Annotated in this window: 20 protein-coding genes and 1 other RNA gene; 12 read left to right on the forward strand and 9 right to left on the reverse strand. The window is 64.1% G+C overall.

The window, feature by feature from the left end; translation table 11 throughout:
- Positions 1–96 precede the first annotated feature (96 nt).
- The 3 genes from G7007_RS06870 to hyi all read right to left on the reverse strand — a co-directional run bounded on the left by G7007_RS06870 (position 97) and on the right by hyi (position 3,304).
- Positions 97–1,095: a sulfate ABC transporter substrate-binding protein gene (locus tag G7007_RS06870; RefSeq protein WP_181100236.1), complete on the reverse strand. Its 999-nt coding sequence runs from the start codon at positions 1,093–1,095 to the stop codon at positions 97–99.
- Between the two features lie 88 nt (positions 1,096–1,183).
- The gene (locus tag G7007_RS06875; protein ID WP_181100238.1) at positions 1,184–2,008 is read right to left on the reverse strand and encodes an ion transporter; all 825 of its coding nucleotides are present in this window, start codon (positions 2,006–2,008) and stop codon (positions 1,184–1,186) included.
- Between the two features lie 504 nt (positions 2,009–2,512).
- On the reverse strand, positions 2,513–3,304 hold the full coding sequence (gene hyi, locus G7007_RS06880; RefSeq protein WP_181100240.1) for a hydroxypyruvate isomerase: 792 nt from the start codon (positions 3,302–3,304) through the stop codon (positions 2,513–2,515).
- Here hyi and G7007_RS06885 point away from each other — a divergent pair.
- Both G7007_RS06885 and G7007_RS06890 read left to right on the forward strand, forming a co-directional pair.
- Positions 3,297–3,455 (forward strand): hypothetical protein, encoded by a 159-nt coding sequence (locus G7007_RS06885; RefSeq protein WP_181100242.1) that lies wholly within the window; start codon positions 3,297–3,299, stop codon positions 3,453–3,455. The two genes, hyi and G7007_RS06885, sit on opposite strands and share 8 nt — an antisense overlap.
- A gap of 131 nt (positions 3,456–3,586) precedes the next feature.
- Positions 3,587–4,507, forward strand: coding sequence for a DUF808 domain-containing protein (locus tag G7007_RS06890; protein ID WP_181100244.1), 921 nt, complete (start codon positions 3,587–3,589; stop codon positions 4,505–4,507).
- Between the two features lie 230 nt (positions 4,508–4,737).
- Here G7007_RS06890 and G7007_RS06895 read toward each other — a convergent pair whose 3' ends face one another.
- The 3 genes from G7007_RS06895 to guaD all read right to left on the reverse strand — a co-directional run bounded on the left by G7007_RS06895 (position 4,738) and on the right by guaD (position 8,183).
- Positions 4,738–5,520, reverse strand: coding sequence for an outer membrane protein OmpK (locus G7007_RS06895; RefSeq protein ID WP_181100246.1), 783 nt, complete (start codon positions 5,518–5,520; stop codon positions 4,738–4,740).
- A 314-nt stretch (positions 5,521–5,834) separates the two neighbouring features.
- Entirely contained in the window at positions 5,835–6,767 is a 933-nt protein-coding gene (locus tag G7007_RS06900) for an RHS repeat-associated core domain-containing protein (RefSeq protein WP_181100248.1), read from the reverse strand.
- Between the two features lie 111 nt (positions 6,768–6,878).
- The gene (gene guaD, locus G7007_RS06905) at positions 6,879–8,183 is read right to left on the reverse strand and encodes a guanine deaminase (RefSeq protein WP_181100249.1); all 1,305 of its coding nucleotides are present in this window, start codon (positions 8,181–8,183) and stop codon (positions 6,879–6,881) included.
- 178 nt (positions 8,184–8,361) lie between these two features.
- Here guaD and G7007_RS06910 point away from each other — a divergent pair, with 178 nt between their 5' ends.
- The 7 genes from G7007_RS06910 (at position 8,362) to G7007_RS06940 (ending at position 17,299) form a co-directional block, all read left to right on the forward strand.
- A complete protein-coding gene (locus G7007_RS06910) occupies positions 8,362–9,021 on the forward strand; it encodes a GntR family transcriptional regulator (RefSeq protein WP_181100250.1) in 660 nt (219 codons plus the stop codon).
- 3 nt (positions 9,022–9,024) lie between these two features.
- Positions 9,025–12,513 (forward strand): chromosome segregation protein SMC, encoded by a 3,489-nt coding sequence (smc, locus tag G7007_RS06915; protein WP_181100251.1) that lies wholly within the window; start codon positions 9,025–9,027, stop codon positions 12,511–12,513.
- 203 nt (positions 12,514–12,716) lie between these two features.
- Positions 12,717–13,613 carry a cell division protein ZipA gene (gene zipA / locus G7007_RS06920; RefSeq protein WP_181100252.1) on the forward strand — a complete coding sequence of 299 codons (897 nt, stop codon included), beginning with the start codon at positions 12,717–12,719 and terminating at the stop codon, positions 13,611–13,613.
- Positions 13,614–13,707: 94 nt separating this feature from the next.
- On the forward strand, positions 13,708–16,047 hold the full coding sequence (ligA, locus tag G7007_RS06925) for an NAD-dependent DNA ligase LigA (RefSeq protein WP_181100254.1): 2,340 nt from the start codon (positions 13,708–13,710) through the stop codon (positions 16,045–16,047).
- Positions 16,048–16,168: 121 nt separating this feature from the next.
- Positions 16,169–16,265: signal recognition particle sRNA small type (ffs, locus tag G7007_RS06930), an RNA gene on the forward strand.
- A 508-nt stretch (positions 16,266–16,773) separates the two neighbouring features.
- A complete protein-coding gene (locus G7007_RS06935; RefSeq protein WP_181100303.1) occupies positions 16,774–17,010 on the forward strand; it encodes a type II toxin-antitoxin system Phd/YefM family antitoxin in 237 nt (78 codons plus the stop codon).
- A 4-nt stretch (positions 17,011–17,014) separates the two neighbouring features.
- The gene (locus G7007_RS06940) at positions 17,015–17,299 is read left to right on the forward strand and encodes a type II toxin-antitoxin system RelE family toxin (RefSeq protein ID WP_181100256.1); all 285 of its coding nucleotides are present in this window, start codon (positions 17,015–17,017) and stop codon (positions 17,297–17,299) included.
- A gap of 76 nt (positions 17,300–17,375) precedes the next feature.
- Here G7007_RS06940 and G7007_RS06945 read toward each other — a convergent pair whose 3' ends face one another.
- Genes G7007_RS06945 through G7007_RS06955 form a run of 3 tightly spaced genes read right to left on the reverse strand, consistent with a single transcriptional unit; the run spans position 17,376 to position 20,376 of the window.
- Positions 17,376–18,302, reverse strand: a complete 927-nt coding sequence (locus G7007_RS06945; RefSeq protein WP_181100258.1) for a LysR family transcriptional regulator — start codon at positions 18,300–18,302, stop codon at positions 17,376–17,378.
- 28 nt (positions 18,303–18,330) lie between these two features.
- Positions 18,331–19,362, reverse strand: coding sequence for a methionine synthase (locus G7007_RS06950; protein ID WP_181100260.1), 1,032 nt, complete (start codon positions 19,360–19,362; stop codon positions 18,331–18,333).
- 27 nt (positions 19,363–19,389) lie between these two features.
- Complete coding sequence (locus tag G7007_RS06955; protein WP_181100262.1) at positions 19,390–20,376, reverse strand: DUF1852 domain-containing protein; 987 nt, start codon at positions 20,374–20,376, stop codon at positions 19,390–19,392.
- Between the two features lie 250 nt (positions 20,377–20,626).
- Between G7007_RS06955 and G7007_RS06960 the strand changes: the two genes are divergently transcribed.
- Genes G7007_RS06960 through G7007_RS06970 form a run of 3 tightly spaced genes read left to right on the forward strand, consistent with a single transcriptional unit; the run spans position 20,627 to position 23,456 of the window.
- Positions 20,627–21,073 (forward strand): hypothetical protein, encoded by a 447-nt coding sequence (locus G7007_RS06960; RefSeq protein ID WP_181100264.1) that lies wholly within the window; start codon positions 20,627–20,629, stop codon positions 21,071–21,073.
- Complete coding sequence (locus G7007_RS06965; protein ID WP_181100266.1) at positions 21,066–21,467, forward strand: hypothetical protein; 402 nt, start codon at positions 21,066–21,068, stop codon at positions 21,465–21,467. Before G7007_RS06960 ends, G7007_RS06965 begins: the two co-directional genes overlap by 8 nt.
- A gap of 33 nt (positions 21,468–21,500) precedes the next feature.
- A complete protein-coding gene (locus tag G7007_RS06970) occupies positions 21,501–23,456 on the forward strand; it encodes a hypothetical protein (protein ID WP_181100268.1) in 1,956 nt (651 codons plus the stop codon).
- The last annotated feature ends 66 nt before the right edge of the window (positions 23,457–23,522 follow it).

The raw sequence follows: 23,522 nt of genomic DNA on the forward strand, positions 1-23,522 counted from the left end.
CCCAGTGCCGCGATCGGGCCCGCCAGGGGCCGCAGGAAAAGCCCTGGTTGCCGTGGCAATGACCTCATGACCCAAGAGCGCTTCCTCGACTTCGCCTTACTGCCCGCCGTAGATCTGGTCGAACACGCCACCGTCGTTGAAGTGGGTCTTCTGCACCGTGCGCCAGTCACCGAAGGTCTTTTCCACCGACAAAAAGTCCACCTTCGGGAAGCGGTCGGTGTACTTGGCCAGCACCGTCGCATCGCGTGGACGCAGGTAGTTCTGCGCGGCGATCTCCTGCGCGGCCGGCGACCATAGGTACTTCAGGTATTCCTCGGCCAGCGCCCGGGTGCCTTTCTTGTCCACCACCTTGTCGACCACGCTCACCGGTGGTTCGGCTTCGGCGGACACGCTCGGGTACACCACCTCGAACTGATCGCGACCGAACTCGCGGGCGATCATCTCGGCCTCGTTCTCGAACGTCACCAGCACGTCGCCGATCTGGTTGGTCATGAACGTGGTGGTCGCCGCCCGCCCGCCGGTGTCGAGCACTGGCGCCTGCTTGAACAGCTTGCCGACGAAGTCGCGGGCCTTGGCGTCATCGCCGCCGGTCTTGAGCACGTAGCCCCAGGCCGACAGGTAGGTGTAGCGGCCGTTGCCCGAGGTCTTGGGGTTGGGCACGATCACCTGGACGCCGTCCTTGAGCAGGTCCGGCCAGTCCTTGAGCGCCTTGGGGTTGCCCTTGCGCACGATGAACACCGTGGCCGAGGTGAACGGCGCGCTGTGGTTCGGCAAGCGGGTCACCCAGTCGTCCGGGATGAGCTTGCCATGGTCGACCAGCGCATTGATATCGGTGGCCATGTTCATGGTGATCACGTCCGCCGGCAGGCCGTCGATGACCGCGCGGGCCTGCTTGCTCGAGCCGCCGAAGGACATCTGCACGTTGGCCTTCTCCTGGTGCTCGGCCTCCCAGTGTTTCTGGAACGCTGGGTTGTAGTCCTTGTAGAAATCACGCATCACGTCGTAGGAAACGTTGAGCAGGGTAGGGGCAGCCTGGGCCAGGTTGCCGAGTGCGAGGCCGGCGGCCAGCAACGAAGCGCTGAAGAGTCTTTTCACGACGCGTTCCTTGTTCGAGAGAGAAGGGCGAGGGTCCGCGACTATAGCGGTTGGCCATCGCCCTTATAAAGACCGAAACGTGCTGTGCTTATTCGGTCTTGCGAAACAGCGCGCTGCCGCAACGCGCGCAGAAGGCGGCGCTGCTTTCATGCTGCGACTTGGCGCAGCTCGGGCAGTCGTGCACCAGTTGCCCCGGACGCATGGCGCTGGCCAATTCCGCCGTGAAGATCCCGGTGGGCACGGCGATGATCGAGTAACCGGTGATCATCACCAGCGACGACAGCACCTGACCCAGCGGCGTGGTCGGGACAATGTCGCCGAAGCCCACTGTGGTCAGCGTCACGATGGCCCAGTAGATACCCTTGGGAATGCTGGTGAACCCGTGTTCCGGGCCTTCGATCACGTACATCAGGGTGCCGAACACCGTCACCAGGGTCGAGACGCTGACCAGGAACACGATGATCTTTTGCTTGCTGCCGTGCAGGGCGGTGAGCAGGTAGTTGGCCTGGTTGAGGTAGGGGCTGAGCTTGAGGATGCGGAAGATTCGCAGCATGCGGATCACGCGGATGATCAGCAGGTACTGCGCATCGCTGTAGTACAACGCGAGGATGCCCGGCACGATCGCCAGCAGGTCGACCAGGCCGTAGAAGCTGAAGGCATAGCGCAGCGGCTTGGGCGAGCAGTACAGGCGCGTCAGGTACTCGAGCAGGAAGACCGTGGTGAAGCCCCACTCGATACCGGCCAGCACATGGGCGTAGTTGCGGTGCACCGAATCGATGCTGTCGAGGATGACCGTGACCAGGCTGGCGAGGATGAGCAGCAGCAAGGCCTTGTCGAAACGGCGGCCAGCGGTGTTGTCGTTCTGGAAGACGACGATGTAGAGGCGTTCGCGCAGGGAGGGTGAGGAGGACATGAAAGCACAGGTTCCAAAGGCAGAACGGCAAGGCTAGAAGTGGAGCAAGGTCCGTGACAAGCGTTTCAAACCTGCAAAACCGATAGAAATGTCAGTTTCGTGGGCGTGAAGGTTCCATGACGCTCTAGACTCATCAACACGGTCGGGGGCCAGTCATGATAAAGGGGTGGACGTGCGGATTCCTTTGGGCGCCCTGTTCAGCGAATTGCCCGGAAGCACGCTGACCATGAGCACCAAGGGCGTCGAAGTCAACGTTCCCACGCCCAGGGCTGTCCAGGTTGTGATAGGCAATGTAACGACGGCTCCTGCCTCAGGAACAGCGATATTGTCCATTCCAGTGAAAACACCAGGGCAAGCGCCCAAACAGGTTCTTTCGACAAGCACGACCATCGTGCTGGCCTGGAAAACCATAAGCGATGTGGCATACGGCAGGCTCACCGAACAGTTCAAATCGATCGGGTCGAGCCGAGCCCAGGGTCGCATCCGTTGCTTCGTTGAGGTTCTTCAAGGGTTCAGACGCAGGGTCGGTGCGCTGGTCAGCCACCCCAGCCCATCATGGGTGTGACCTCGTGGCTGGTACTCCGCACCGATCCATCCTTGATAGCCGATCCGCGCCAGGTGTTTGAACAGAAAACGGTAATTGATCTCTCCAGTGCCCGGTTCGTGGCGTCCCGGCGTATCGGCCAGCTGGACATGGCCGATATGGTCCAGGTGGGTCTGAAGTGTGTGGGCCAGGTCACCTTCCATGATCTGCATGTGATAAAGGTCGTACTGCAACAACAGGCTGGCACTGCCGACCTCGGCCTGGATCGCCAGGGCCTGGGCCGTGTGGTTGAGGTAGAACCCCGGCACGTCACGGGTATTGATCATTTCCATAAGCAGCGTCATTTCAGCATCCTGCAGCGCATCTGCCGCGTAGCGCAGGTTATCGACGAAAGTACGCTGCACCAGCGCGTCGTCCAGGTTCGCTGGCCTTACCCCTGCCAGGCAGTTGACCTGCTTGGTCCCCAGCACCTTGGCGTAGGTGATGGCCGTGTGCACCCCGGCGCGGAACTCCTCGATACGGTCCGGGTGACAGGCGATGCCGCGTTCCCCGCGTGCCCAATCCCCCGCCGGCAGGTTGAACAGCACCATTGGCAGGCCATGACGGTCCAGCCGTTCACGCATCTGTTCGGCGTCGAAGGCGTAAGGGAACTGGCATTCGACACCGTCGAACCCGGCCTTGGCGGCGGCTTCGAAACGGGACAGAAAATCCACTTCGGTAAAGAGCAAGGTCAGGTTGGCGGCAATGCGCATCGTGTTCGTCTTCCTGCCCAGCGAGGGGCGGCAGCGTAGAAAGGGCCTGTGCGTGGATGCGCTGCCGAGCAAGCAGAAGCGACGCCTGGCCATGGAGGTGCTTCGAAGCATAGGCGCTCATGACAAGACCTTCGAGTGCCTGAACGCCTGAGCAGAACTGTTTCGCCCACGGTAGGTCTGAACGCCATCTTGTCGAGCATCGTGCTGTTCCCATCGGGCCATCCGTATACCCGGTCTTCCAGGAAGCACGAAGCGACAAGAATCGACTAAGGATGAAATGACATGGCGGGCAGCAGTTTTTTTGCGTTACTGGATGACATCGCAGCGCTTCTGGATGACATCTCCCTGATGAGCAAGGTCGCAGCAAAAAAGACGGCCAGTGTCCTGAGTGACGACCTGGCCGTGAATGCCGAACAGGTCACGGGCATGAAGGCCGATCGCGAATTGCCCGTGGTCTGGGCCGTGTTCAAGGGCTCGCTCAAGAACAAGGCGATCCTGGTGCCCTGTGCGCTCCTGCTCAGCGCCTTTCTCCCTGCAGCCGTCAAGTGGTTGCTCATGGCGGGGGGTGTCTATCTCTGCTACGAAGGCTATGAGGCGATAAAGGACAAGTTTTCACGCAAGGCGTCAGGTGCGCAGGAGGCGAAAAAGAAGGCCGTCCCGCGAACCCCCGAAGCGCTCGCCGAGTACGAGAAGCGCAAGATCAAAGGCGCCATCAAGACCGATTTCATCCTGAGCGCCGAGATCATCGTCATCACCCTGAACGTCGTGGCCGACGCCCCGCTGTATCAGCAGATCCTGACCTTGATCGTGATCGCGGTGGCGATGACCGTGGGCGTGTATGGCGTGGTGGCAGGCATCGTTCGGCTCGATGATGCCGGGTTCGCGCTCGCCAAATCCAAGGCGCAAGGCCTGTGGGGCAGGGTGGTCAGGAAGGGCGGGCAGATCCTGGTGTCGGCGGCACCCCTGCTGATGAAGGCCCTGTCCTGGATCGGGACGATCGCCATGTTCCTGGTCGGCGGAACGTTCGTGGGCGAGGGCATTGTTCCGCTGGAGCATGCCGTCGAGCACGTGGTCGCGAACAGTGGAAGCTGGGGCGCGGTCGTCAAGATGGGGCTGTTTGGCGTGGTGGGGATCGTGTCGGGCTTCCTGGCAGCGGTGGCGGTTGGCGGTGTGTCCTGGGTGCGTGGACGCGCAGCGCGTTGAGCGCAAGCCTTTGTGGGGGCGGGCTCTCCTGTGGGCCCCTGTGCCGCGATTGGGCCCGCAGGGCCTATATCTGCACGTGGCAGGAACCATAAATCTCCCACATGGGCCGCGATTGTCTGTACCACCGCGGCGGGCGTGAGCGGCTGCAGAAATCGATCGGCGATAAGGCCTCTGAGCCTGCCAGCTATCGCCATGTGCTCTGTGCGACAACGCGGCGCCGGGCGGACGTCTTAGAACTGCACCTTGACCAGCAAGCTGGCGGTGTTCTGGTCGGTCTCGAAAGCGCTGCTGTCCTTGATCCCGTACTTGTTCTTCCAGTAATCGTACTCGAACCCTACGTACAGCTGCTTCTCACCCAGCTTCAATGCCTTGCCCAGGTCGTACTTGATCTGCGGGTTGAAGTGCAGGTTGGCCTGATAGGTGCCACGGCGGTTCACGTCGTTGTCGACCACCCAGTCCATGTAGCCGTCGATCAGCACGTCCGAGCGGCCGACGGGAATCGTGTAGGACCAGACCGGGGTGATTTGCCAGACGTTGTCACCCGGACGGCTGCCATCGGTGGTGCGGTGGTAGAAATTGACCTGGAACCAGTCGAAGCCCGGTACCGCAAGGTCGAAGCCGGGGCCGATCAGGTACGACTCGACGTCGCCTTCGCCGAACTCGTAGGTCATCGCCAGCAGCACGTCCTTGACCGGGCCGAACGCGAGCTGTTGGTCGAAGATCTTGTTGAACGACAGGCGCGGGGTGATCTCGCCGTACAGCGTGCTGCGGCCATTACCCGAATCCTTCTTGCCGTTGTAGAAGATGCGGTCGACGAACACGAAGTTGTCGCCGTACTTCCAGGCATCGGCATGCTCGAAGGTGAAGGTCTGCTGGATCTCAGGGTTGACCTTGAAGTCGTGGCCGTACAGGTAGGTAAGGCTGTTGCCCTGCCACTGCAGCAGGTCGCCAGCAAGGCTGGTGCCGGTGGTCAGCAGGCCAGCGGCCAGTACCAGACTCTGGAAGATACGCATTGCGAAGGAAGCTCCGGGTGTCAGTGTCGGCGTTGGCGGCCGTGTCGTTAGGGTGTGCACGCAGGCGCCTGTCCAAGCACTCAGGCGGAGGACGGCCGAAGCTTGGCATGCGACAGGATGCGGGGTGTCGAAGGTTTCGAGCGCCAGCACGGCGCGTCTGCAAGCCAGGCTGCTCGAAGGGCGCGCAGGTTACTGAGTTGTCGAGTGAAGCTCAAGCGTTCGATCATGGAAGTTGACGTCGATAACTTGAGCGATCGATCAAGTTCGGCTGTTTTTCCAAACGTTTGAAGTGGGCGGTGACGAGAGTGACGATGTCAGTGTCCGCTTCGTATCCCTAAGACCCGATTTCTATGGTCGTGCGCGCCCGTGACCAAAGCACCTCCGACATTGAACACAAAGCCGGTCGCTTCACCTCTCGAGAGCCACGAGTAAGCCGCCGACAGATGAGCACTGCTGTTACTCCGCTCGTCTGCCTGTACCTGGGCGACAAGGGCAGCGTAGTGGCGGCTGCCCTCCATCGAAATCCTGCTGTTGCCGTGAGAGGCCAGGTTCGTGTTGACGTACTGGACGGACCGAGGGAAGGGTTCCAGGCGCTCGACCGGGTAGGCGGAAAACGCAGCATCAAGCACCTGTCGCTCGGGGGACATGTGAAGGGCAGGTTGTCGCTTGTAGAAGAGCGCCTGCCGAGCGTCTTCCAGTTGCGTGGCGATGTACGCTTTTTTCTTGAGGGTAATTGGCACTGAGATCTTGGACGTGCTGGCTATGAGGGTCTTGACCAGTGGGCGTACCAGGGAGGTATTGAATACCCGTACCCTGCCGCTGGGGTCTTGATGATTGACAGGGTCGTTCGCACAGTACGCATACGCATTGATGCCACCTGCGCCGAAGGGGCTCAACACGTCTGCACTGAGAAAGCGCCGTAGTGCAGGTCGATAAGCTCTGTGTCCATTGCCCAACAAAAAGCCTTCGAGGGCCGCGTCGAACAACATCCCCGTAAAGCCGACCATCGACGGTGGCGAACACGAGGAGACATGACCATACGGCGTATAGGTCATGTGCTGCGTCGTCTGCGTCGAGACTATGGCATGCACGGAGTTCTGCAGGTCAACCTTGAACAGCCCGTTGGCCTGTGCGTGCGAGTACTGGGAAAGCAATGAGCCTCGGTGCCGCATCAGGTGCACGTGCCCGTTACCCTTCAAAAGCTCACTGAGGTGCTCGGCGCGATAGAAAAGCTGAGTGGTCATCATGGATACGCTCTCCAGCAGCAGAGTGTGCACTGTGAGCCGTCCCTTGCGCCCGGACAACTGACAAAATTGTCACTCGCCCGGCCGCTCGATCCGCATGGACGTTGCGCGTGATTACCGCTTGTGCACGCACCGCCCGGCAGCGTAGGTCTCCCGCACCACCCGGTCATCTCCCAGCGTCGTCAGCACGAACAGCGTCTCCTCGATGCTGCGCGACTGCTGCAGGCGGTAGTCGAGCAGCGGCGTGGCCTTGTAGTCCAGCACCACGAAGTCCGCGTCGTGCCCTGGCGCCAGGCTGCCGATGCGCTCTTCCAGGCGCAGGGCGCGCGCGCCACCGAGGGTCGCCAGGTACAGTGACTTGAACGGGTGCAGGCGCACGTCCTGCAACTGCATCACCTTGTAGGCCTCGTTCAGGGTCGCCAGCAGCGAGAAGCTGGTACCGGCCCCCACGTCGGTGCCCAGGCCCACGCGTACACCGAAGCGCTCGGCCTGGGGCAGGTTGAACAGACCGCTGCCAAGGAACAGGTTCGAGGTCGGGCAGAAGGCCACGGCCGAGCCGGTCTCGGCCAGGCGCTGGCATTCGGCGTCGCACAGGTGCACGCCATGGGCGAACACCGAGCGCTCGCCGAGCAGCCGGTAGTGGTCGTAGACGTCCAGGTAGCCGCTGCGCTCGGGGTACAGCGCCTTGACCCAGTCGATTTCCTTGAGGTTCTCGGACAGGTGCGTGTGCAGGTACACCCCAGGATGTTCCTCGAGCAGGCGGCCAGCGGCGGTCAGTTGCTCGGGCGTGCTGGTGGGCGCGAAGCGCGGGGTCACGGCATAGTGCAGGCGACCCTTGCCGTGCCAGCGCTCGATCAGCGCCTTGCTGTCCTGGTAGCTGCTGTCGGCCGTGTCGGTCAGGTAGTCCGGGGCGTTGCGGTCCATCATCACCTTGCCGGCGATCAGCCGCAGGTCGAGGCGTTCGGCCGCCTCGAACAGGGCGTCCACCGACTCGGGGTGCACGCTGCCGAATACCAGGGCCGTGGTGGTGCCGTTACGCAGCAGTTCGCCGAGGAACAGCTGGGCGACCTGGTCGGCGTGGGTCTTGTCGGCGAACTGGCGCTCGCAGGGGAAGGTGTAGGTCTCGAGCCAGTCGAGCAGCTGTTCGCCATAGGAGCCGATCATGCCGGTCTGCGGGAAATGGATATGGGTGTCGATGAAGCCGGGGGTGATCAGCGCATCGGTGTGGGTGACCACCTCGGTGTCTGGCGCCAGGGTCGGCAACAGCTCGGTCGCCGGGCCGACGGCGGTGATCCGGCCGTCCTCGACCACCAGCAGGCCATCGTCGAAGTAGGCGTAGGACGCGTCCAGGCCGACCTCGCTGGGGTCGGCCAGGCTGTAGAGAATGGCGGCGCGGTAGGCGGTGCAGGGTGTGCTCATGCGGCTCTCGTCTGTCAGAAAAGGTGCAGCGTCGTAGGCCCTGTCCTCAGACGGAACAGGGCACGTTCGACGCGGGCCATGGGCAAGCGTACCAGACCCGCAACGGCTCGCGCCGCCGGGCATCAAGTGCGCTACAATTGCGCCCCTTCGCCCAGCCCCATGACCCTTGAGGACCCCCATGACGTTCAAGGCGCCGGACAGCCTCTGCGAACAGATCGCCCGCCACCTGGCCGAACGGATCATCCGCGGCGAACTCGCGCCTGGCGAGCGCATCCAGGAACAGAAGGTCACCCAGGCCCTGAACGTCAGCCGTGGCTCGGTGCGTGAAGCGCTGTTGATCCTCGAGCGCCGGCATCTGGTGGCCATCCTGCCACGCCGTGGCGCCCATGTGACCGTGCTGGACGCCCACAGCGTGCGCAGCCTGTGCCACATGATGGGGGAGCTGTACATCCTGCTGGGCAATGCCGTGGCCGCCCGTTGGCGCACCGACAGCGACCTGCTGCCGTTCATGGCGGTGCAGCAGCGGCTGGTGCAGGCCTGCGCGCGCGGGGACATCGAGGCGTTCGTCGCCGACAGCTTCGCGGTGATGCGCGCCGCCTATCCGTTCGCCGACAACCTGTACCTGCAGGAGACGGCCGAGAACCTGCAGCCGGCCATGAGTCGCGCCTACCACCTGGCGCTCGCGCAGCGCCAGGCGAGCATGGCCGATTTCGTCCAGCTGTTCGACGACCTGCTCGAGGCCGTGCTGCGCCGCGACACACCACGGATCCGCGAGGTGTTGGTGACCTATTGCACGCGCAGTGGCGACCTGGTCATCGCTGCCTTGGCCGCAGGTTGACCGATGCGCCTGAAATGCATTCGCCTGGCCGGCTTCAAGTCCTTCGTCGACCCGACCACCGTCAACTTCCCCAGCAACATGGCCGCCGTGGTCGGGCCCAATGGCTGCGGCAAGTCCAACATCATCGACGCCGTGCGCTGGGTGATGGGCGAAAGCTCGGCGAAGAACCTGCGCGGCGAGTCGATGACCGACGTCATCTTCAACGGCTCCACCAGCCGCAAGCCGGTCAGCCAGGCGAGCATCGAACTGGTGTTCGACAACAGCGACAACACCCTGGTGGGCGAGTACGCGGCCTACGCCGAGATCTCCATCCGCCGCAAGGTCACCCGCGACGCGCAGAACACCTATTACCTCAACGGCACCAAGTGTCGCCGTCGGGACATCACCGACATCTTCCTCGGCACGGGCCTGGGACCACGCAGCTACTCGATCATCGAGCAGGGCATGATCTCCAAGCTGATCGAGGCCAAGCCCGAGGAGCTGCGCAACTTCATCGAGGAGGCCGCGGGCATCTCCAAGTACAAGGAGCGCCGCCGCGAGACCGAGAACCGCATTCGTCGCACCCAGGAGAACCTGGCACGCCTGACCGACCTGCGTGAAGAGCTGGAACGTCAGCTCGAACGCCTGCACCGCCAGGCTCAGGCCGCCGAGAAATACAAGGACTACAAGGCCCGTGAGCGTCAGCTCAAGGCCAGCCTGTCGGCCTTGCGCTGGAGCGCCCTGGATGAACGGGTCCGTCAGCGCGAGGCGGTGATCCTGGATCAGGAGGTGGCGTTCGAGGCACTGGTGGCCGAGCAGCGCAGTGCCGATGCCAGTATCGAGCGGTTGCGCGATGGGCATCACGAGCTGTCGGAGCGCTTCAACCAGGTGCAGGCACGCTTCTATTCGGTGGCAGGCGACATCGCCCGCGTCGAGCAGAGCATCCAGCACGGTCAGCAGCGCCTGCGGCAATTGCAGGACGACCTCAAGGAAGCCGAGCGCACGCGCCAGGAGACCGAATCGCACCTGGGCCACGACCGCGCCCTGCTGACCAGCCTGGCCGAAGAGCTGGAGATGCTCGAGCCGGAGCGCGAGCTGACCCTGGCCGCCGCCGAAGAGAGCGCGGCGACCCTGGAAGAAGCCGAAGAGGGCATGCAGGGCTGGCAGGCGCAGTGGGACGACTTCACCGCCCGCTCGGCCGAGCCTCGGCGCCAGGCCGAAGTGCAGCAGTCACGCCTGCAACAGCTCGAAGCGGGGCTCGAACGCCTCGCCGAACGCCAGCGCAAGCTCGGCGAGGAGCGCGATCAGCTCGGCGCCGACCCGCAAGACGCGGCCTTGCTCGAGCTGGCCGAGCAGCTGGCCGCCGGCGAGGCCACGATCGAAGGCTTGCAGATGGCCGAGCAGGAGGCGCTCGAGCAACTCGAGCAGGCGCGCGAGCACTGGCGTGAAGGCAACGAACGTCGCCAGCGCGTGCAGGGCGAGCTGCAGCGCCTGGGCGGTCGCGTGGCCTCCTTGGAAGCCTTGCAACAGGCCGCGCTCGAGCCGGGTGCCGGGACCGCGCAGTGGCTGCGTGAGGCCGGGTTGGCCCAGCGTCCGCGGCTGGCCACCGGCCTGCGTGTCGAGCCGGGCTGGGAGCAGGCGGTGGAGACCGTGCTCGGCGCCGACCTGCAGGCGGTGCTGGTCGATGATCTCGCCGGTCTCGACTACGCCAGCTTGGCCCAGGGCGAGTTGCGCCTGTTGGTGACCCAGGCCCCAGGATCGGCATCGGCCGGCAGCCTGCTCGACAAGGTCGAGAGCGCCGTCGACCTGTCGGCCTGGCTGGGCCAGGTGCGCCCCGTGGAGAGCCTGGAGCAGGCCCTGGCCCAGCGCGCAGGCCTGGCCCAAGACGAAAGCCTGGTCAGCCGCGACGGTTACTGGGTCGGGCGGCAGTTCCTGCGGGTCAGCCGCGGCGACGATGCCCAGGGCGGCGTGCTGGCGCGGGGTCAGGAGCTCGAGCGCCTGCTCGCCCACCAGGTGGAGCAACAGGCTCAGCTCGACCAGCTCGACGAACAGCTGCAGGCGTTGGGCGAGCGTCAACGCGAACACGACGCGCAGCGCGAGCACCTGCGCCGCCGCCAGCAGGACGAAAGCCGTCAGCTGGGCGAGACCAAGGCGCGGCTGTCGGGTGCCCGCGCCCGTGCCGAGCAGGTGGCGCTGCGGCGCCAGCGCCTGCAGGAAGAATTGACCGAACTGCAAGAGCAGCGCGCCCTGGAGCATGAGCAATTGAGCGAGGCCCGGTTGCTGCTGCAGGAGGCACTGGAGCTCATGGCCCAGGACTCCGACCAGCGTGAGCAGCTGTTGGCGCGCCGCGACGGGCTGCGCGAGACCCTCGACCGGGCTCGCCAGGAAGCCCGTCAGCACAAAGACCATGCGCACCAGCTCGCCGTGCGCGTGGGGTCGCTGCGGGCCCAGCATGATTCTACCCATCAGGCCTTGGAGCGCCTGGAGCAGCAGGCCATCCGCCTGCTCGAACGACAGGAACAACTGAGCCTCAACCTGGAAGAGGGCGAGGCGCCGCTGGAAGAGTTGCGCCTGAAGCTCGAAGCGCTGCTCGAGCAACGCATGGGCGTCGACGAGGAGATGCGCCTGGCACGGCTGCACCTGGAAGACGCCGACCGCGAACTGCGCGATGCCGAGAAGCGCCGTACCCAGGCCGAGCAGCAGGCCCAGCTGCTGCGTGGCCAGCTGGAGCAGCTGCGCCTGGAGAGCCAAGGGCTCGACGTGCGCCGCAAGACCCTGCAAGAACAGCTGCTGGCCGACGGCTACGACCTGCATGGCGTGCTGAATACCCTGGACGAACAGGCCAGCGAGTCGGGCACCGAACAGGAACTCGAACAGCTGGATGCGCGCATCCAGCGCCTGGGTGCGATCAACCTGGCGGCCATCGACGAATACCAGCAGCAGTCCGAACGCAAGCGCTACCTCGATGCCCAGGATGCCGACCTGGTCGAAGCCCTCGACACGCTGGAAAACGTCATCCGCAAGATCGACAAGGAAACCCGTAACCGCTTCAAGGATACCTTTGATCTGATAAATGCAGGTTTACAGGCACTTTTTCCAAAAGTTTTCGGTGGCGGCAGCGCTTATCTGGAACTGACGGGCGAAGATCTACTCGATACTGGGGTGACGATCATGGCGCGTCCGCCGGGCAAGAAGAACAGCACCATCCATCTGCTGTCCGGTGGCGAGAAGGCCCTGACCGCGCTGGCACTGGTGTTCGCCATCTTCAAGCTCAACCCGGCGCCGTTCTGCATGCTCGACGAGGTCGATGCACCGCTGGACGATGCCAACGTGGGACGTTACGCCCGGTTGGTGAAGGAGATGAGCGAAACCGTGCAGTTCATCTACATCACCCACAACAAGATCGCTATGGAAAAGGCCGATCAACTGATGGGGGTGACCATGCACGAGCCGGGCTGTTCGCGGCTGGTGGCGGTCGACGTGGAAGAGGCGATGGCCCTGGTGGACACCTGAGGCGCGAGAAGGAACGCGGAAGTGGGAAGAATGCCACTGACATGTCAGACAGACGGTGAAACTTGCCGTGGGTCGTGCTAGCTTTATGTCACCTGTTTTAAACGTGGGAAAACGCCTGCCAGAACAGCGAGTTGGCGCCACGAGTTAAAGGGCTTTGAAGCCTTTGTTTCCAAGCACATTTTTTTACAGAGGCACGGAATTACATGGAAATCGGTCTGCGCGAGTGGCTGATCCTCATCGGCGTCATCGTCATCGCCGGCATTCTGTTCGATGGCTGGCGCCGTATGCGCGGCGGCAAGGGTAAATTGAAATTTCGTCTGGACCGCAGCTTCTCCAACCTGCCCGAAGAAGAAGGTGGCGCCGAGGTGCTGGGCCCTTCACGGGTGCTGGACACGCAGCGTGAGCCGGAGCTGGACGAAAGCGACCTGCCGTCGATGAGCGCGCCGGCGCGTGAACGCGACCCCAAACCGGTCAAGGCGCCCAAGCGCAAAGAGAAAGTGGCCGACAACGCCCCGGTCGCCGCGCCGCGTGAGCTGCGTGAGCCGGAGCTGTTCGTCGACGATCACGATGACTACAGCGACGAACGTCGTGGCACCGGTTTCGTGTCGGCCCAGGCGGCCCCTGCCGGCCAGGCGTCTTCCCAGGCGCCGGCCAAGGAGCTGCCGCCGGCCGAGGAAGTGCTGGTGATCAGCGTCATTTCCCGGGACGAGGGCGGCTTCAAGGGCCCTGCGCTGTTGCAGAACATCCTGGAAAGCGGCCTGCGCTTCGGCGAAATGGATATCTTCCATCGCCACGAAAGCATGGCCGGCAACGGCGAAGTGCTGTTCTCGATGGCCAATGCGGTCAAGCCGGGCGTGTTCGACCTGGACGACATCGACCACTTCAGCACCCGGGCCGTGAGCTTCTTCCTCGGCCTGCCAGGCCCGCGCCACCCCAAGCAGGCCTTCGACGTGATGGTCGCGGCCGCGCGCAAGCTGGCCCATGAGCTCGATGGCGAACTCAAGGACGACCAGCGCAGCGTGCTGACCGCCCAGACCATCGAGCACTATCGCCAGCGCATCGTCGAATTCGAGCGCCGGGCGTTGACCCAGAAGCGCTGAAGGTGACGCGGGCTCGCCGGGTCGGGCCCAGCCGTTAACGGACAAGAAAGCAGCCTCGGCTGCTTTCTTGCTTTTGCAAGAGAAGAACCTAGACATGACCGCCGACTCCAGAATCCTCGAACTGCGTGACGCCATCGCCCAGCACAACTACCGCTACTACGTGCTCGACGAGCCCAGCGTGCCCGATGCCGAATACGATCGCCTGTTCAACGAACTCAAGGCGCTCGAGGCCGAGCACCCTGACTTGGTCACCGCCGATTCCCCGACCCAGCGCGTCGGCGGCCAGGCGCTGGCTGCGTTCAGCCAGATCCGCCACCAGATCCCCATGCTCAGCCTGGGCAACGCCTTCGAGGAAAGCGACCTGCGCGAGTTCGACCGGCGCGTGGTCAGCGGCCTGGACCTGCCCAACGCCGGCTCGGCCGTCGACTACAGCTGCGAGCCGAAGCTCGACGGCCTGGCGGTCAGCCTGCTCTACCGCGATGGGCAGCTGGTGCAGGGGGCCACCCGTGGCGACGGCACCACCGGCGAAGACATCAGCGCCAACGTGCGCACCGTGCGCAACATCCCGCTCAAGCTGCACGGCAGCGGCTGGCCGGCCGAGCTGGAGGTGCGCGGCGAGGTGTACATGAGCAAGGCCGGCTTCGAGCGGCTCAACGCCAGCCAGGCCGAGATCGGCGGCAAGACCTTCGCCAACCCGCGCAACGCCGCCGCCGGCAGCCTGCGCCAGCTCGACTCGAAGATCACCGCCAGCCGGCCCCTGGAATTCTGCTGCTACGGCGTCGGCCACACCTCGGCCCCGGTCGCCGACAGCCACATCGAGACCCTCGAGACCCTCAAGACCTGGGGCCTGCCGATCAGTCGCGAACTGCGCCATGCCGCCGGCATCGACGAGTGCCTGGCCTACTACCATGACATCGGCGCGCGGCGTAACGACTTGCCGTACGAGATCGACGGCGTGGTGTTCAAGGTCAACAGCCTGGCCTCCCAGCGCGAACTGGGCTTCCGCTCGCGCGAGCCGCGCTGGGCCCTGGCCCACAAGTTCCCGGCGCTCGAAGAGATCACCGACGTGCTCGACGTCGAGTTCCAGGTCGGCCGTACCGGCGCGGTCACCCCCGTGGCCCGGCTCAAGCCGGTCAAGGTCGCCGGCGTCACCGTGTCCAACGCCACCTTGCACAACATGGACGAGATCGGCCGTCTGGGCCTGATGATCGGCGACAGTGTGATCATCCGCCGCGCGGGCGACGTGATCCCGCAGGTCATGCAGGTGGTCACCGAACGCCGCCCCGAAGATGCCCGCCCGGTGCACGTGCCCGAGCAGTGCCCGGTGTGTGGCGCCCAGGTCGAGCGTACCCAGCTGGTCAAGCGCAGCAAGGGCCGCGAGACCACCAGCGAAGGCGCGGTGTACCGCTGCGTCGGCCGCCTGGCCTGCGCCGCCCAGCTCAAGCAGGCGATCATCCACTACGTGTCGCGCCGCGCCATGGACATCGATGGCTTGGGCGAGAAGAGCGTCGAGCAACTGGTCGACCAGCACCTGATCCGCTCGCCCGCCGACCTGTACCGCCTGACCTTCGACCAGGTGGTGGCCCTCGAAGGCTTCGCCGAAGTCTCCAGCAACAAGCTGCTGGCGGCGATCGAGGCCAGCAAGCGCCCGAGCCTGGCGCGCTTCATCTACGCCCTGGGCATCCCGGACGTCGGCGAAGAGACCGCCAAGGTCCTGGCCCGCTCCCTGGGGAGCCTCGCGCGCGTCCAGGCCGCCTTGCCCCAGGTGCTCACCTACCTGCCGGACATCGGCCTGGAGGTCGCCCACGAGATTCACAACTTCTTCGACGACGAGCACAACCGCAGCGTCATCCAGCAACTGCTCGACTGCGGCCTCACGCTTCAGGACGAGGGCGAGCTGGGCGCCGAGTTCGCCGCCAGCACCCGCCTGGCCGGCCTGATCGCCAAGCTCGACATCGCCTCGGTCGGTCCGACCGGCGCTGAAAAACTGGTGGCCCGCTTCGACAGCCTGGACAAGATCATCGAGGCCGATGGCATTGACCTTCGCCAGGTGCTCAACACCCGCCAGGCCGACGCCGTGCGCGCCTTCTTCCGCGACGAAGCCAACCAGCGCCTGGCCCGTGCTCTCGAAGCGCAGCTGCGCGACTTCGGCATGCACTGGGCGAGCGAGAAGAAGACCGCCGAAGGCCTGCCCCTGGCCGGACAGACCTGGGTGCTGACCGGCTCGCTCGAGCGCATGAGCCGCGACGTGGCCAAGGACACGCTCGAACGCCTGGGGGCCAAGGTGTCCGGGTCGGTGTCCGGCAAGACCCACTGCGTGGTCGCCGGCCCCGGCGCCGGCTCGAAGCTGACCAAGGCCAACGAACTGGGCCTGGAGGTGCTCGACGAGGACGCCTTCGTGCGCTTCCTGGAAGGGCAGGGCATCGCCGTTTGACGAGCCTGCGCGACAAGTCATTGAGAAATGATGGGTTTTTCGTGAGACAGAGGTTGTAAGTTCTGCCCAGCGCGGTACAATGGCGCCGCTTGTCACATGACAAGTGGCGTCGTGGTGGCCCTACCGGTCCCTCCGCAACGATTACCCGTTAACCTGGTCAGGCCCGGAAGGGAGCAGCCATGGCGGGAACATCGTGTGCCGGGGTGTGGCTGGTGGGGCTGCCTCCATTACGCAATTCCTTGAATTCCCAAGGATTCTCCAAACGCCTCCGACGGCATCGTTGCCAAGCCTGCTGAGCTTTACGCTCGAGCGCCAGCGCTGATCAGTCGATGCTGCTACCGTAGTGATGCGCTCTAGCGTTGCAAATAGAACATCCTTCCATTGACAGCGACTTCATGGTCAGTGTGCGCTGAGCTTACTGTCGTGCATTGCCATGGGTGGAGGATGCTGCATTATGTGCTCTGCAGCCAGGTACTCCATGCGTATTGGCAAGAGCGAGTATGTGTTCTGGATGCTTCAATCACAGCCCCGCCTATCATTGATCTACGCATCATGTTGTGTATGATTGAGCGAGCTTTGATGCGTGACATCATGACTCGTCATGTCTAGGTGTCTCGTTTACGGGCAGGAAGTGAACAGGTCTACCTGTCACGTTGAACCAAGAAGCAGGAGAACAGCATGGCATCGCTATTGACCAGAGCTGAACAGGCCGTATCTGCTACTGCAATGGCTAGAACCTTCGGCGCGCGTCTGAAGGATGTCACCAGTGGAGAGACTACCCATCTCGTCATTTTCAAGGACAATGAGCCCGCAGCGGTACTGATAGGCGTCGAAGCTTATCAATCCCTGCAGGATGAGCTCGAAGACCTTCGTGCCGATCGTTTGGCCTCCGAGCGGTTACTCAGTTTGGACGAAAGTAACACTGTCAGCCTTGAAGACATGGAGGCCTGTTTCAGGTCGTGAGCCTATGAGCTGGAACGTCACCTTTCATCCTGCTGTACACGACGATCTTCTACAGCTCGGTACTGCGGAAGCAAGGCGAATCCTCAAAGTGGTGAGAACGCGCATTGCCGAGGGTGAGCCCGACAAGCTCGGCAAGCCGCTACGGGGCATATTGGCTGGGTGCCGCCGTATACGCACAGGTGATGTTCGTATCGTTTATCGCATAAGAGGTAATGAGATCGTCCTGGTGCTGTGTGTCGGGGCCAGGCGCGACGATGAAGTTTACGAAGCCGCCACGCGGCGTGTCTGAGGATTGGCATCCGCTTCCCGTAAGACATTTCTCAATGCCAAGCGGTACTCTGCTCAAGCCAGACGTCGATACAGGCTCACACCCCGCCCACTGACTTATGCACCCCCTCCAACCGCGCAAACGAAATATCCTTCGCCGTCAGCAAGAAATCTCGCATATACGCCATCTCCAGCATATCGCTGCGCACCCCCGCGAACAGTGTCGCCTGCAACCCCTCCTTCCCCAGCCGCTTGGCCATCACATACCCCCGTGCGCTGTATTCATGCACCGCCCAGTTCGGCAAGCAGCACACCCCACGGCCACTGGCGACCAGCTGCATCATCATGACCGTCATCTCCGCCGTGCGGACCTGTGCCGGCTCGACATCGGCCGGATCCAGAAAGCGGGTGAAGATGTCCAGGCGGTCGCGTTCGATGGGGTATGTGATCAAGGTCTGCCCGGCGAGGTCGGCAGGTTCCAGGTACGGTCTATCGCGCAGTGCATGGTGCTTGTCGAGGGTCAGCAGCGCTTCGTACCCGAACAGGGGGATGTAGGTGACGCCCGGCAGGCTCACCGGGTCGGAGGTGACGACCAAGTCGAGGTCGCCCCGTGCCAGGGCCGGCAGCGGCGCGAACGACCATCCCGAGGCCAGGTCCAGTTCGACCTCCGGCCAGTCGCTGCGAAAGGCGTCCAGTGACGGCATCAGCCATTGATAGCAGCTGTGGCATTCGATGGCGATGTGCAGCCGGTCGGCGATGCCTCCGGCCAGCTTGCCCAGGCTGCGTTCGGTCGTGCGGATCAGCGGCAGGACCTGGTCGGCCAGTTGCAGCAGCTTCAGGCCTGCGGTGGTGAAGCGCACGGGCTTGGACTTGCGCACGAACACGGGCAGGCCCAGGCGGCTCTCCAGCTCGCGGAACTGGTGCGACAGCGCCGACTGCGTCAGGTGCAGGCGCTCGGCGGCCAGGGGCAGGCTGTCGGTCTCGCGCAGGGTGTGGAGGGTGCGCAGGTGCCTCAAGTCGATCATGGGCGACGGGCTACGCTCGCGTGTGCCTTCATCGGGCCGACAGCTCGCGGCGCACGATGTCCGCGCCTGCGCTCAAGGCCCGCAGCTTGCCTTGCGCCACGGCGCGGGGCAACGGTGCCATGCCGCAGTTGGTGCAGGGGTATAGGTTGTTCGCGTCGACGAACTGGAGCGCCTTGCGCAGTGTGTCGGCCACCGCTTCAGGCGTCTCGATGGCTGGATTCGCCACGTCGATGGCGCCCACCATCACCTTCTTGCCACGAATGAGTTCGAGCAGGTCCATGGGTACGTGCGAGTTGTGGCATTCCAGCGAGACGATATCGAGGCTGGAGGCCTGCAGCCTGGGGAAGACGTCTTCGTACTGCCGCCATTCGCGGCCCAGGGTCTTTTTCCAGTCGGTGTTGGCCTGGATGCCGTAGCCGTAGCAGATGTGCACGGCCGTTTCGCAGGTGAGCCCTTCGACGGCCCGCTCCAGGGCCGCGACGCCCCAGTCGTTCACCTCGTCGAAGAACACGTTGAACGCCGGTTCGTCGAACTGAATGATGTCCACGCCCGCCGCCTGCAGCGCGCGGGCTTCCTGGTTGAGGATCGTGGCGAACTCCCAGGCCAGGTGTTCGCGGCTCTTGTAATGGCTGTCGTACAGCGTGTCGATCAGGGTCATCGGGCCGGGCAGGGCCCATTTGATGGGCTGGTCGGTGTGTCGACGCAAGAAGGCGGCGTCTTCCACGAACACTGGCGCGCGGCGCGCGACGGCCCCGACGACCGTCGGCACGCTGGCCTCGTAGCGGTCGCGGATCCTGACCGTCTCGCGTTTTTCGAAATCGACGCCGTCGAGGTGTTCGAGAAAGGTGGTGACGAAATGCTGACGGGTCTGCTCACCGTCGCTGACGATGTCGATGCCTGTCCGTTGCTGTTCCAGCAGCGCCAGGCGCAGGGCATCCTGCTTGCCTTCGGTCAGCGCCTCGCCGTGCAGCTTCCAGGGTGACCAGAGCGTTTCGGGGTGGGCGAGCCAGGACGGTTTGGGCAGGCTGCCGGCGGTGGAGGTGGGTAACAACGTTTTCATGAGAAATGACCTGATGTGCCGCGTGAATCAAACGGTGTAGTTCGCCGACCACTGCTCGAGGATGGCGTGGTAAGGCGTGATGAAGTGCGCTTCGACGAAACGGGCTTGTTCGACGGCCAGCCGGCTGCGTTCTTCGCGGTCGTAGACGATGCGCGTCAGGGAGTAGTCCTGGTGCTGCAAGGTGGGCCGGTAGACCTTGCCGGCCGCCGAATTGGCGTTGTAGAGCTCGGGGCGGTAGATCTTCTGGAAGGTGTCCATGGTGCTGATGGTGCTGATCAGTTCCAGGTTGGAATAATCCGCCAGCAGATCGCCCATGAAATAGAACGCCAGGGGGGCGACGCTGTTGGGCGGCATGAAGTAGCGCACCTGCAAGCCCATCTTCGCGAAATACGCATCGGTCAGTGAGGGAGCGTCCTGTTGATACTCCAAGCCCAGCACGGGGTGGTGCTTGTCGGTGCGGTAGTACGTCTTGCTGCTCGACACGCTCAGGCAGATGACCGGCGGTTTGTCGAAGTGCGCGCGGTACGTGCTCGACTGGATGAAGCACTTGAAGAGCTTGCCGTGCAGTTCGCCGAAGTGGGCAGGCGGGTGGGCAGTCGACGCGCGCTGGGCCTGCGCGGGCAGCACGATACTGAAATCGTAGTCGCGCAGGTAGGACGAGAAGTTGTTGCCGACCATGCCTGCGCTGCGCTCACCGGTCTGGCGGTCGAGCACGGTAGTTTTCAGCATCTCGATCAAGGGCAGTGCGGGGTTGTCCTGTGCAGTGGCCAGGTGCATGTCGACGGAGACGATGTCGAGTTCGAGGGCGTAGCGGTCTCCCTCGGGATTGTCCCACTGCGCCAGGGCGTTGAAGCGGTTGTCGATCATGCGCAACGTGTTGCGCAGGTTTTCCTGGCGACGTTCGCCCCGTGCCAGGTTGGCGAAGTTGGTCGTCACTCGGGTCGTGGAGGAGGGACGGTAGTGTTCGTCGAAACCCAAAGTCGTGATGGAAAAACGGAAGTCGGTGCACGTCATGATCGGTCGTCTCGCTCCAATAGCTGCAGGCCCTGCCAGTCGGTCGTATGGTAGGTGCGGGGTGGAGGGAGCGGAACTGAATGGATTTCACAGACCCTTTAGCCGTGCTCATGACACATGTGGCGTAGTGCAGACGCATCAGCTCGCTCGGCCGTCGTTGCACATTTTGAATCCTTGCACCGCTTGATCCTGCCGGCATCCTAGTGCCTACTCGTCGGTGGTGTTCGTCAACGCGTCAGGGGTGGTAACCGTGGATCAAGTCGACCCGCTCATCGCGGAGCGCATTCGGGAATGGCAGGCTCGGCGTCTGGCCATCAAGGATCAGATGCAGGCGTCTCCGGAGCGCACCCTGGAATTGTCATGGGTGCTGGATGAAATGGATGAAGAGCATGAGCGCATCCTGCACGCCGCCCAAGGGAGCACGCCGACGGCAGACGTGCCCGATCCGGTCGAGCCCGCGCAGGCGTCACCCCCGCTGAGCAAACCTGCACCTGGGCAAGGTCGCCACCGGCTCGATCTGCGGCTGGACGTCTCTGCCGCCAACGTCGACGACCTTCGCGCCTTGATCCAGACCGCACTGCACGAACTCGACGGCAAGCTGGGCGGTGCCACGGGGCATTCGCTCACCGGCCGGATGGGCGGTACCCTCGGTGACTACCGCTTCGAGCTCCAGCGCAAAGGCCTTTCCGATGAATGATTCGACCCCTCCCACCACGGACACGCCCGCACCAGGCGTCACCGGCCAACCTGCTGCGCCACACCTGTCGGACGAGGCCCTCGCCCAGCATTTGATGCCGCTGCTGGCCGCGTATGACGTGAAGTGGCGTGGCCATGGCGTGATCTATGTCGACGACGAACCCTACAACATCGAGACCGCGCAACGTATCATCGCCGACCTCGGCAGGACGTTATCCCTGCCGGCCACGACCGTGCGCCAACGGCTGATCGATGCCCACCTGCTGCGCGACGTCCGTCAGCGGCCCGCACCGGCCAATCCGGCGCAGCGCGTGGTCGCCCAACTGGCGGCCTCCAAACTGCTGGCCAACCGTCCTGTCAGGCAGGACGACCTTGAAGACCCCGATCCACAGTGACACCACGTCCCATCGCCCACACCACGAGACCCCATGCAACCGGAACATTACGACCTCTCCAGCCCCGTCTACCTGCCCATTGCCGAAGCCTGCTGCCAGCAGCTGCTCGACGACGATGGCGTGGCGGGCCTGGCAGCGCTCAGCGACCCGGAACTGGCCGCGTTGCTGGTGATCCAGCACCTGGCACAGGCCGGTGAGCAGGGGGGCAGTGCCGGCGGCGCGGAGAAGATCCTGGCCAAGCTGCTGGCCTGGCAGCAGGCGCGCACGTCGGACACCGGGCCCCACCTGTTGAGCGAAGCGCAGCGGCTGTTCGATGCGCGCAAGCTCTACTTCGGCCTGGGCCTGCTCGACGGCCTGGGCCTGCGGTTGCTCGAGGCGGAGGAGGTGACGGCGCAGGAATACCTGCTGCCCGATGGCCGCTGGGACGTGCACTACAAGGCCCGACACTTCCACCGTCACCATCCGTTCGCCAGCCAGATGATCACCGCCCGCGGGCGCGAGCGCTGGCTGAGTTCGGCGCAGGACCGGCTGGTACGCACCTTCCGCGCCAACCTCGACGAGCACCTGCACGTGCAAGGCTACGCCGGGGTGGGCAAGAGCCACCTGCTCGGCGCCCTGGTGGACTGCCTGCGGCCGGGGCGTACCCTGGCCCTAGCGCGCACCGACAAGAAGCTCGAAGCCTTGCGGCGGCGTCTGGGGGGCAAGGGCAAGCTGCCCGGCCTGAGCTTCAAGGCGTTCGCCGAGACCGTGCAGGCCGCGCCACGTGGCGCCCGCACCGTAAGAAGCACGGCGCGACTCGCGACCAAGGCGGCCGTGTGCGATGAGTTGTCGATCCATGGATTCCGGGGATACGGACCGATACAGGCGCTGGACATCTGTCTGGTCGTGCTGGCGCGCTACTGCGACTCGTGGGACCGGGCGCTGTGCAACGCCCACCTGCCGGTCTTCCAGCAGGCCCTGACACCGGTCGAGGCGCAGGTGCTGCTCGAGCAGGCCAGCCGGGTCTGGACCTGGCTGGACGCGCACCCGCAGTGGGCACCGCGCACGGGGTTCGAGATGCTGCTGCTGATCAAGCGCGCCAGCCTGGCCGGCTGCCAGGTGCCACCGCGTTTCACCCACGTGATCATTGACGAAAGCCAGGACATCCCGCCGCCGCTGTTGCAGATCATCGAGCGTGGACGCCAGGTGCTGGTGACCCTGGGCGACGAGTACCAGAAGGCCAGCGGTCCGGTGGTCAAGCGCGAGCGGCGAGTGCGGCAGAGCGATGTGAGCTACTCAGTGCGCTCCGGCCGCAAGGTCGAGGCGCTGGTCAATCCGTTGATCTCGCTGCACTCGCACCAGCCCCGTTTGCCGTTCGAGGGCGCGCGCGATGCCGACGTGCGCGTGGAGCTCTACCCCGAGCGCTTCACGCCCCCGGCCGGCTGCGTGGTGTTGACCGGCTCGCGCTGGGACAGCATGCGCTGGGCCTTGGAGCTGTGCCGCCAGCAGTGTGGCTTCGGTTTTCTCGAAAAGCGCGCCGAGGACGACCTGAAGTGGTTCATGGAGAGCGCCGTCCGGCTGTTCCGCCCGGACGTGTATGGCGAGACCGGGCGTGCCGAGCGCCACCCGGCCTTTGCCGAAATGACCGACTGGCATCGGGTGCGCGAGGCCCATCGGTTCGATGAGTCGTTCCTGTGGGTGCAGGATGAGCTGGAACAGGGCTTGCGCGTGGCCGACGTGACGGCGCTCGACCGGGTGATCAGCGACGAGGCATCGAGCTGCCTGTTGTTGATGGCGGAGGAGGCCGGAGGCTGGGAGTTCGACCAGGTGCTGCTGACGCCGGGGTTGCTCACCACCGTGCCGTTCAAGGATGCCTACGAGTTCGACCACCGGATCTGTGCGATCTACATCGGGATCTCCCGGGCCAAGCATCGGTTGTATCTGCCGTACGACTTGCAGGAGTGGATCGGGTTTCATGCCAGCAATCACCGGGGGGCGCACGGTTACTGAAGGGCAGGGCGGGTCTGGCAGGCATGGTGGCAGCCTCATCGCGAGTAAGCTCGCTGCCACAGGCGT

Origin of the sequence: Pseudomonas entomophila, from assembly GCF_013523125.1 — a bacterium.
Classification (GTDB): Bacteria; Pseudomonadota; Gammaproteobacteria; order Pseudomonadales; family Pseudomonadaceae; genus Aquipseudomonas; species Aquipseudomonas entomophila_B.